Below are 10012 nucleotides of genomic sequence, written 5' to 3'. Positions count from 1 at the left end.
TCGCCCACGTCTCCCCCGCCCGAGGAACCCGGGGACGACGAGCACGCGGCGACGCCCATTCAAGGGGGCGCCGTGCCGCAAATCCCACCGGCAGTGCTGGAGCACTACGAGCGGATGCGGCGCCTGTTCGGCTTCGGCGTGAGCGCGACGTCCCAGTCCGCGCCCGTTACGTACAACATCGTCGGCTACGACATTGACGCCGCCATGGAAGAGACGCGCCGCGACGAGACGTTGCGCCAGCAGCGCGCCGGCGTGCGCACCAGCGGCAGCCGCATCCGTCTGACGTCCCGCTTCTCTCCTGTCTGAGGTCTCCCACCATGGCCGCGCTCGCCCTCTCTGGAATCCCCTTGCCGGTGCTCACCGAACGGGGCCTCACGTACACACCCACGTTGCTGGGGGAACACCGCCGCGCCTTCTCCGGGTGGTTGCGCACCAGCGAGAGACGGGAAGTACTCTCGTACGCGGGGAACACGGGGCCGCTCTCCCAGGAGGACGCCCGCGCATACCGGGGGCTCCTCAAGGGCGAGGGCCATGTGTGGAGCTTCGAGGCGGGCATGCGCAGCAACGCCTTCCTCCTGCCGAGCGCCACCACGGGCACGGTGACGGCGGGTGTCGCGGGTGGGCGCTATGGTGCGTGCCTGCGCATGGCCGCCGACTCCAGCGTCACGTTCCTGACGGGCTTGGGCGCGAAGTGGACGGTGGCCTACTGGTGGAAGCTGGAAGGACAAGCCAGCTGGACGCACTTCATCCACCGCGCGGGACACTTCATCTCCAGTGGTGGGAACACCGACAACGTCACGCCCAATAGCGGCGCGCTCGTCGTCAATGGAGTGGGAGCGCTTCCAGCGGGGGACGTGACGCTGCGAATCCTCGGAGGGTTTGGCGGCGGCATCGGCAACCCCACCAATGCGGCGCTGCTGGTGGATGACCTCGTCATCCTTCCATGGGTGGCGCCCTCTTCGTGGGTGACACCCTGGTACGCCACTGGCCAGCCCTTCGGCGCGCCGTACCCGTACCACGTGGCCTCGGGCCCCGCGCTGTATGAGCCGCGCGTGGTGCTGGGCAAGGTGGGCCAGGGGCGCGCCGTGGAGTGGTGGCAGAACGGCGCGCGCGTGCTGGGGCAGGAGTTCGACTTCGAGTTGCAGGAGCGCTGACGCATGCGTCCTCTGTCTTCCTTCCAGGCCGCTCTCCTCACCAGCCCCACGGGCTACTCGACGCATCCGCGCGTCTGGGTGCGTGACGGGCAAGGCGTCTGGCTCAACTTGCAAACCCTCTTTGGTGCTGACTGGGTGCTGGGCGTGCGCATCAACGAGAAGCTGGACGCGCCTGTTGCCGAGGCCGAGGTGGCCCTTGCGCGCAATGGGGCAGGTGGGGGGCGCATGTCTCTGTCGCCCCTGGTGGTGCAGTCCCTCGCCAACACCACCCGAGGCAGCTTCGTCCCGTTGCTCGCGGAGGCGGCCTACTTCCGGATCGAGCTGGGACTGGCGGCGCCGGGAGGCGTGCCGAGGGAGGAGGACTACTTCGAGGTCTTCCGGGGCCGCATTGACGAGGTGGACACGGGACCCGAGGAGTTGAAGGTGGTGGGTCGCGACTTGGGCGGACTGCTCCAGGACACCTTCATCGAGGTTGAGCGCGCATACGGCGACGATTCCGCGGGCGTCCCTGTGCAGACAATCATCCAGGCCATCTGCAACGACAACGGCATGGCCAGCTTCGGCCTCCATGTGCCGGTGGACCCGCTCTCCCAACGCGGGAAGTACGCGCAGAAGGTGGAGCCTGTCCTCGAAGCGGTGCGCACCCTCGCGCAGCGAATCGGCTGGGACTGCCGCATGAAGTGGCGGGCAGCCACCGGGGCCTACGCGCTGACGCTCTACGCGCCGGACCGACTCCAGACGGCCGAGGAGTGGGCCTATGGCCCGGACGAGTATGCGGACCTCACCTCGGTGACGCGCCAGCTCGTGGACATGCGCACGGACGTGGAGGTGGTTTACAGCGACAGGGCAGACCTCGATGCCTCGGGTGTGCCGAAGCGAAAGAAGGTGACGGCTAGCAACCCCACGGCGCGCGCCCAGGTGGGGCGGCGGTGGATGCAGCTGGCCGAGGGCGACTCCAGCAACATCAACACCGAGGCCGAGGCGCAGCGTCTCGCGGATGCGGCGGTGGCTGACCTCTCCGTCTCTCCTCTCACGGTGAGCCTGACGGTGGACCCTCACCCGGGCATGGAGCTGGGGGACCTGGTGCGCGTGGAGCCGGATGGCGTCCGCCTGGACACGGCGCAGCGGCTCGCCGTCCAGGAGCTTGAGCACGAATGCGCGACGGATGGCACTGCCCGCATGAAGCTGGTGCTGCGCGGGCAGCCCTCGACGTCGGTGCGTGAATGGCTGGAGCGCGACGCGCGGCCCGGCATCGCTCCGAGCGCGCCGTTCACCGGCCCGGCGGCGCCCCAGCAGTTGAAGACAACGCCCATCGTCAACGGCTTCACCGTGGCGTGGACGCCCGCGCCTTCCGGCCCGAAGTGGGATGAGTACGAACTGCACGTCTCGCGGGAACCGGACTTCGTCCCTTCTACGGACACCTTCCAGGAGCGCGCGCGGGCGACGTCCTTCCAGTTGTCCAACTTGAAGCCCGGCGTGACTTACTTCTGCCGGGTGGTGGGTCGGGACATGAAGGGCAACGTCGGCGCGCCTTCGGAGGCGGTGCCTGTCACCACGGCCTACGTGACGCCCGCCACGTTGATGCCCGGCGTGGCCTTCGGTGAGTCGCCACCCAACCCGGACTTCGAGGCATGGAGCGTGGAGTCCTCACCACCGGACGCATGGGCCATGGGCGCGGGCCTGTGGGCCGGACATGCCCAGGTGACGCAGGACGCCTTCACCGGCCAGCGCGCGGTGCGGCTGCTGGCGAGCGGGACGCGCCTCGACTCCCAGGCGATGATTGCCCGCCCTGGGGACAGGTATGGCGTGGACGCCCTGGCGAAGACAACGCAGCTCGGCACCGTGCTGGCCGTCCAACTCGTCTGGTACGACGGCGCCTTCACCGCGCTGTCCACGTCGAGCACCAGCCGCGCGTTGCCTGCCGGCGGGTGGCAGCGCCTCACCGGCTTCCATGCCGCGCCGACAGGGACACGCTATGTGCAGGTGCGCCTCTTCGTGCCGCTCACCACCGGAGAGCCTTGGGTTTACGTCGACTCCGTGAGGCTGGAGCGCGTGGGCGGCCTCGTGGAGCCGTGGGCTGGCATTCGCACGGACCAACTGAACGACTTGGAGAACGGGTGGACGGCTTGGGACACCAGCGCGTGGCCGTTGGGCTACTACAAGAACAGCGACAACGAGGTGTCCATGCGCGGCGCCGTGCGCCCGGGGACGGTGGGCTACGTCACCGTCTACCGACTGCCGGTGGGCTACCGTCCCAGCAGTCCGCGCGTTCTCGCCTTGCCGACGAGCCACGGCCTGGGCCTTGGACAGCTCAACCCGGATGGGACGTTGCAGGTGTTCAGCGTCCCCGCTGGGGCTGTCTGGGTGAGCCTCGACGGGGTGCGCTTCCGCGCCGAGTCTTAGCCCCCACGTGTAGACTCGCGAGATGTCCACGTACCCAGTCGCCCGTACAGGACGGCGGCAGTTCTGGTTCATCGTCCTCGGTGTTGGCCTCTCCGTGGGGGTGGCGTCCTACCTTGGGTTTGCCGACATCGGTTCGGTGTGTGCCTGTCGTGATGGAACGTTCAAGGATGAGTTGCGTCTTCCTCTTGAGGACAAGGAAGCGCTCTGCGCCCGCGAATGCGAAGCCCAAGGGGGCGGCCACTGGCTTCGTGATGGCAGGATGTCAGCCGAAGAAATCAAGGCGGGTGCGGAAGCTGGCCGTGGTGCTGGATTGAAATGACGAGGCTGTGGGCGCGGGCCACGGCCGGAAAGTGTCCCCATTGAAGAGAGGGAGAGCGGGAGCCGCGCGGCATGGCGCCGTGCCTTCCGCCCGAAAGGCTCACCATGCCCCGTCCCTCTTTGCTCCTGGCCGCGCCCCTCCTGCTCGCCTCTTCCGCCCTGGCCGCCGAGTCGCCCGGTGTTCCGGACCCGAGCCGCATCGAGGAGTTCGCGCGCCTCGTGTTCGACGCGGTGACTTCGCGCAACTGGGCTCTCGTCGCGTCCCTCGCGGTGGTGGCCGTCGTCTACGCGCTGCGCCGCTTCGGTGGCACGCTCTTCCCGTGGCTCGCGTCCTCGCGCGCTGGCGCGGTGCTGGCGCTGCTGGTGGCCGTAGCGGGTGCGGTAGCCAACGCACTGGTGGCGGGGGAGTCCTTCACCTGGGCGCTGCTGCTGAAGGCCCTGGGCATCGGCCTGGGGGCGGCGGGTGGCTTCTCCGTGCTGAAGGCGCTCCTTTTCGGTGACGAGGTGGTGCGCAAGGCCGAGGAGGCGGGAGAGCTGGCCGCCGGGGAGATTGCCGGCAAGGCGGCGGCGGTGGCCGTCCTGGAGCAGCTCCACAAGGGCCGCAAGCCGTGAGGTGGTTTGGCCTGGTGCTGGCCCTGGTGCTCGCGGGGCCGGTACGCGCCGAGGACGAGGTGCTGGACCTGGCTCGCGCCACCGTGACGCTTCATGACGGGCGCACGGTGGCGGTCTCCGAGGGCTGCTGGTTGTCCACACCGCGTTGCCTCGACACGGCCCGGGAGGTGCGGCGCCTCCAGGCCGAGAACGAGGCGCTGCGCCAGCACGCGGGGGAAGTGCCGCTGGTGAAGGTGCTGGTAGCGCTCGCCCTTGGCGTGGGGCTCGGCTTCACTGCGGCGCGTCTGGCGCACTGAAGGGGCGGGAGGTGCGAAGCTCCTGGGTCGTCCGGGACTTGACTGTCTCGGATGGCTTTCAAGGCGATGGTGTCTTCCGGGTTTGCTAGGGTCGGCGCCGGAGAATCCGCGTTGCTTCGACCCGTTGCCATCCTTGCCGTATTGCTGGGAGTCGCCGCCTCGGCCCAGCCGCTTCCCCCTACTCGCGAGCGCCAGGAGCGGCGCGTGGCTCTATCAGGCAGCCCCGCCGAACCCGTGCCGGAGCTGCGCGTCGCGGCGGGGATAACCACCCTGCTTCTCTTCGACGCTCCCCTCGACCGTGGCTCGGTGGAGCTGGAAGGGCGTGAGCGCTTCCGCCTTGTGGACGTGGGAGAGCGAATCCTGGCCTTGGAACCTGCCGTGGACTTGGGGCCCGGTGAGAGGCTCGGGCTTCGGGTCCGGTTTACCACTGGTGCCTCTTCTGAACGCGGTGTCTTCGCACTTGTCGCCCATGCGTCCGAGGTGGACACGCGGGTGGAAGTCTTCAGACGTCGTGATTCCATTGAGGCTCTACAAGCTGAGCTGGCCGAGGTCCGTTCGCAACTTGCGGCTAAGGACGTAGAAATGAGAGCGCTGCGATTGCGCAACGAGGCGAGTGGCCCTTTGGGTATGGCAATGTCCCGCCTGTTGGATGACCGAGGTGTTCGCGCAAAATCTATTTTCACCAGGAAGAAGGAAGATCGCGCCTCAACGCTGTTCTTTGAAGACGGTTTGAGCTTCCGCGCTAGAACTTGGGCTGTTGTAAGCGTGAGCCTCCGCAATGAGGGCAGACATTCCTGGGCTCCAGCAAAAGCACGATTCGTCAATGCCAAGAATGGAGTAGGCGTGCGCGTGCTCGGCATGCGTTTGGAGCCTCCCCAGCTTGAACCCGGTGAGTCGGGGCGAATGGTTGTAGAAACGGAGACGCCGTCTTGGCCAGTGGGGGACGTGTTCCACTTGGAGTTACTTGACGAGGACGGCACTGTTCGAGCCCGTATTCCGGGGGTTTCTCTCTAGTGGATACGCCATGCTGACAGTGATTCATCACCCCGCGCAGTTTCCGCCCGGCCATACAGTCCACGGGTGGCGTATCGTGAAGCTCGTTGGCGCGGGTGCCTACGGTGCCGTCTACAAAGTAGAGATGAACGGCAAGCACTACGCGATGAAGGTCGCGATGCACCGTGCCACGAGCGGAGATGAAGAAAAGGCTGATGCACGACTGAGACGCGAGTTGGGATGTCTCGTCCATCTTCGCCATCCCAACATCATCGCCCCTCGCTCCCATGGACGCTGGCCGGACTTCGAGAGTGGATGGCTATACGTCATCCTCGATTTTGTGGATGGGTACACGTTGGCCGAGTGGGTGGAGAAGGTTCACCCCACCGCGCAGGAAGTCGCCCGCCTCTTTGTGAAGCTGTCGGCTGCCGTGGACTACATGCACGGGCGCGGCGTCTTCCACCGTGACTTGAAGCTGAACAACGTCATGGTGCGTACCTCGGACAATGAGCCATTCATCATCGATTTCAGCGCAGGGGACTATACGCACGCGGAAGACCTGACGGACGCTCCACTGCCTCCAGGCACTCGCCGCTACCGCTCCCCCGAGGCGGCCCGCTTCCTCCGGGAGAATGGCGACGACCGCGATGCGCGCTACGAGTTCAAAGTCACGGACGACGTCTATGCCCTGGGCGTGTGCCTCTTCGATGTGCTGACCGCTCCCCAGCCCGCGAGCGACTCCGTGAAGACACCCGTCGAGGGTAGAATGATGCCGCCTCACCCTCGGAGGTTGAACGAGCGGGTTCCCGGCGCGCTGAGCGATGCGGTGATGCGCTTCATCGCGCGAAAGCCTGAGAATCGGCCCCCCACGGCTGAGGCGATGCGGCGTGAGCTGGAGGCCCTCGGGAAAGAGACGGGCCCCGAGTGGGTGACTCCACTTCACACCCTCACTGCAAAGCCGCTACTCACCCCTGCGACCGGAACGGAAGATGCCGCCAAGCCGGCCCACCCTCGACGTGGAGTCGTGTTGAGCGCCCTGGGGACCGCGCTCGCCGTGGTGGTCCTGGCGGGCTTCTTCGCGTCGAGGCAGGCAGAGCCGGAGAGGCGCACGATGATCCCCGACGAGCCCGCTTTGCAGGACGATGCTGGTGCCCCCTTGCTCGTAGTTGCCCCGCAGGAGGATGCCGGGATGCCTCTGGGGATCGGCGTCGCATCTCCCAAGCCTGTTGCATCATCCCCTGGGGTAGCCTTGCCCCCTCAAGCCCCAGTCCAGAAGGAAAGCCCCTCCGTGAAGCGTGCCCCTATCGTCGCCAGTACGTCCGAGTCTCCGGCCTTGAAGGCCCCTGCATCCAGTGGCGGCCGGGCAGATTTTCTCAAGAAGTGCGCTGCTGCCACTGCCGCCGTTGCTTTGCAGATGGGCTGCCCTGGCAGCTCCCAGGTACGTCCAGGCCCGAGCGAGTGCCCGAGTGAAGCGCGAGAGGCCATGTTCGAGGTGCTCCGCTTGCAGGAGGGCGATGCCGTGACATTGACCCTCGACATGAATCAGCCTGGGCCGAACGGTCGAGAAGGTCTCTATGCGGATGGCCCAGTTCGCGGGGTCGTCCGAAACGGTATTCCGGAACTGCCAACCGGAACCGTACTTCGTGGACAGCTGTGGACGAGCGGAGGGGCTTTGTTGGCCCGCTACACAGAGGCCCAGTACCCGAATGGGCGCACATACCCTGTTTGCATCGCCATTGGGGAAAATGGGGCTGAGGAGGGCATTGAAGGATCCGTGCCGGGAGCAGTGCGGTTCCCCCGGAGCTACCCCGCATCTGTCGTAAAAGACTGGCCTTAACGCCCAAAACGTAAAGAGACTTTGCGGTTTGGAATGCGCGGGCCGCGCGCAATTGGCGACCTATAGCGTCGTTCACGTTTGGGATGGCTGGGAGTACCTTCCGTCTGCCTTCACGCGAAGTCATTCGCTGGGCTGACAGGAGACTCCCTTCATGTCTGATGATTCCGACCCTCGGCTTACCGAGGGAGTGGTTCTCTTTTCTCAAGGGGATACCACGTACTTTCTCTTCCAGATTCTCGGGGAGGGCCGCAACGGGGAGCGCATCCTCTACGCACGGCCACGCACGCCCGAGGGACTCCAGGGAAAGGTCTTGGTGAAGTACGTGGCGCTCCCCAAGGGAGAGGGCATCTCGGAGAAGCACCAGCGCGCACGCATTCGGCTGGAGGAGGAAGTCAGGCTGGCGCGATTCCTCCAACACCCCAGCATCGCCCGCGTCCATGGCCTCTTCGAGATGAAGCAGGCGCTTTGCGTCGCCAGTGAATGCGTAGATGGTTTCACGCTGGATTCGCTGCTTGCCATTGCCCAGGCGCGGGGGCGCTACTTCTCGGAAGCCTTCGTCCTGCACGTCTTCGCAGAAGTCGCGGCGGCTTTGGCCTACGCGCATGAGCGCACGGACGATGCCGGAATCCCACTGGGCATCGTGAACCGTGACGTCAACCCCACGAGGATTCGTCTCACTCCTCAGGGCGGTGTGAAGCTGACGGACTTTGGGGTCGCCTTCTCGCGGCTGGCCGGACGAGTGGCGACGTCACTCCCTCGTCCCAAAGGCGACGTCATCTACTCCTCACCGGAGCTGTTGCTGGGGGAGGAGGTGGACAGGCGCGCTGACCTGTTCTCGCTGGGCCTGACGATGCTGGAGTTCGCCACGGGCCGGCATCTCTACGACCCGGGCAACTTGAAGCTGTCGGACCTGGAGGCGCGCATGTCCGAGGAGGAGCGGCGTCGCGTACTGAAGGCGACCGTCAGAAGCATGGACGCGGGGCTGACGTCGGTCGCGGAGGATGCGATTTGCTGGGCCATGGCTTACCGCCCCCTTGATGTGGATGTCGCAGTTCTGGGAGTGCCTGAGCCTCTCCGCGCCATTCTCCGCAAGCTGTTCCACCGCAAGCCTTCGGACCGCTTCGAGACGGCGGCCGACCTGGAGGGCGCGCTTCGCATTCGGCTGGATGACCTGGGGCCCTACGGCCCGGACGATGCGGTGAATGAAGTCCAGCAAGCTCTCACCGACGCGGGCGATGCGATGGAGGAGTTGAACTTGCTCGACGACGAGGGCGGCTTCATCCCTGCCGACTGGCGGGCTCACCCTGACCACGTCGAGACGCAGCCCGAGGCGCGCAACGAAGACGAGCTGACGACGGACCCCCGTCCTGGTGCTCGTCGCGCTGTGAAGGCGCCGCCGGCCGCCTGACGTCGGCACCTATCTCCACTCACCACTGCTGATTCACCACCGGCCCGACGCAAGTCGCTGCGCCGACCGGGAGACGTGTGTCTTTCGTGCCTCATTCCGGGGCGCGCATGGGGGACGTGTATGCACAGGAAGCGAAGCTGGTTGGCCGCGTTGCTGCTGGTGCTGCCTGGAGTGTCGTGGGCCGAGGAGATTGTTGACCCACCGCCGCCCGAAGAAGAGGCGGCTGTGAACCTGCTCCCACCCGAGGGGACGGTGCAGCCGTTGCCCCCTGAGGGCGTAACGACCGAAGTCGCCTCGGTGCCGGACGTCGTTCAGGTCGACCCCTCCACGCGCTGGGCCTCCCTGCTGCGAGTCGAGGCGTCTGCATGGGCTCTGCTGCCCCGCGCGGGAATCGGGACTGACGAAGGCTTCGTGCAGGTCGAGCCCACCGTCGTCTTCGAGCGCGGCCCGGAGTTTGGCGTCAACCTCGGGGCTCCGGTGCGGTTGCGTCTATGGGGGCCCGAAGGGAGCGGTGTCGTTCGGCGCGAGGATTGGGACACCCTCTCTGACTGGGGGCAACTGGTGCGCAGTCTCAAGCTGGGCTCGGACAATGCGCCGTTGGGCATCTGGTTCGGCAAGCTCGACAGCTACAGCCTGTTGTCCGGGCACCTGGTCCGGCGCTACTCCAACCGCACCAATCCCGACTACCACCCAGCAGGAGGCTTCCTCACAGGACGGCTGGGGCCCGTCTACACAGAGGCATTCGCTTCGGACCTGCTGGGCGCGCGGTTGATGGGGGCGGAAGTCGAGTTGGACGTGGAGCACCTTCTCTTCGGCAAGCCTGAGCAGAGGCAGCGCTACACGCTGGCGCTCTCCGGGGTGCATGACTGGGGACGTGCTGGTGGAGGTACGGCCTCGGTGACGCTGGCGCACCTGGACGCCACGGCGGTGGTGCTGGTGCGTCCTGGGTTTGAGGCGCACATCCTCGCGGGCTGGGGTGGAAGGCCCGGAG

At 66.5% G+C, this 10012-nt stretch carries 9 protein-coding genes and 1 pseudogene; all 10 read left to right on the top strand.

What is annotated here, in order from left to right:
- Positions 1-306, top strand: a 306-nt coding sequence (locus tag HR086_RS40200; RefSeq protein WP_174468253.1) for a hypothetical protein, incomplete at its 5' end; no start/stop codon positions are given.
- An 11-nt stretch (positions 307-317) separates the two neighbouring features.
- Entirely contained in the window at positions 318-1154 is an 837-nt protein-coding gene (locus HR086_RS40195; RefSeq protein ID WP_174468252.1) for a hypothetical protein, read from the top strand.
- Positions 1155-1157: 3 nt separating this feature from the next.
- Positions 1158-3557: a fibronectin type III domain-containing protein gene (locus HR086_RS40190; protein WP_174468251.1), complete on the top strand. Its 2400-nt coding sequence runs from the start codon at positions 1158-1160 to the stop codon at positions 3555-3557.
- 22 nt (positions 3558-3579) lie between these two features.
- A complete protein-coding gene (locus HR086_RS40185; protein WP_174468250.1) occupies positions 3580-3876 on the top strand; it encodes a hypothetical protein in 297 nt (98 codons plus the stop codon).
- A 104-nt stretch (positions 3877-3980) separates the two neighbouring features.
- Positions 3981-4487, top strand: a complete 507-nt coding sequence (locus HR086_RS40180; RefSeq protein WP_254626653.1) for a hypothetical protein — start codon at positions 3981-3983, stop codon at positions 4485-4487.
- Positions 4484-4783, top strand: coding sequence for a hypothetical protein (locus HR086_RS40175; RefSeq protein WP_174468249.1), 300 nt, complete (start codon positions 4484-4486; stop codon positions 4781-4783). The genes HR086_RS40180 and HR086_RS40175 overlap by 4 nt, the downstream gene beginning before the upstream one ends.
- 51 nt (positions 4784-4834) lie before the next feature.
- Positions 4835-5797 carry a DUF2381 family protein gene (locus HR086_RS40170; protein ID WP_174468248.1) on the top strand — a complete coding sequence of 321 codons (963 nt, stop codon included), beginning with the start codon at positions 4835-4837 and terminating at the stop codon, positions 5795-5797.
- A 10-nt stretch (positions 5798-5807) separates the two neighbouring features.
- The gene (locus tag HR086_RS40165) at positions 5808-7613 is read left to right on the top strand and encodes a serine/threonine-protein kinase (RefSeq protein WP_217442139.1); all 1806 of its coding nucleotides are present in this window, start codon (positions 5808-5810) and stop codon (positions 7611-7613) included.
- 151 nt (positions 7614-7764) lie between these two features.
- Positions 7765-9021 (top strand): protein kinase, encoded by a 1257-nt coding sequence (locus tag HR086_RS40160; RefSeq protein ID WP_174468247.1) that lies wholly within the window; start codon positions 7765-7767, stop codon positions 9019-9021.
- A gap of 120 nt (positions 9022-9141) precedes the next feature.
- Positions 9142-10012, top strand: a pseudogene (locus tag HR086_RS40155) (hypothetical protein); the annotation flags it as partial.

Origin of the sequence: Myxococcus sp. CA039A, from assembly GCF_013336645.1 — a bacterium.
In the GTDB taxonomy this organism is placed as follows: Bacteria; Myxococcota; Myxococcia; order Myxococcales; family Myxococcaceae; genus Myxococcus; species Myxococcus llanfairpwllgwyngyllgogerychwyrndrobwllllantysiliogogogochensis.
This window is presented reverse-complemented; position numbering and strand designations above follow the sequence as displayed.

Coding starts and splice junctions, on each gene's coding strand:
- HR086_RS40195 (WP_174468252.1), top strand. CDS start 318: ATGGCCGCGCTCGCCCTCTCTGGAATCCCCTTGCCGGTGCTCACCGAA.
- HR086_RS40190 (WP_174468251.1), top strand. CDS start 1,158: ATGCGTCCTCTGTCTTCCTTCCAGGCCGCTCTCCTCACCAGCCCCACG.
- HR086_RS40185 (WP_174468250.1), top strand. CDS start 3,580: ATGTCCACGTACCCAGTCGCCCGTACAGGACGGCGGCAGTTCTGGTTC.
- HR086_RS40180 (WP_254626653.1), top strand. CDS start 3,981: ATGCCCCGTCCCTCTTTGCTCCTGGCCGCGCCCCTCCTGCTCGCCTCT.
- HR086_RS40170 (WP_174468248.1), top strand. CDS start 4,835: ATGGCTTTCAAGGCGATGGTGTCTTCCGGGTTTGCTAGGGTCGGCGCC.
- HR086_RS40165 (WP_217442139.1), top strand. CDS start 5,808: ATGCTGACAGTGATTCATCACCCCGCGCAGTTTCCGCCCGGCCATACA.
- HR086_RS40160 (WP_174468247.1), top strand. CDS start 7,765: ATGTCTGATGATTCCGACCCTCGGCTTACCGAGGGAGTGGTTCTCTTT.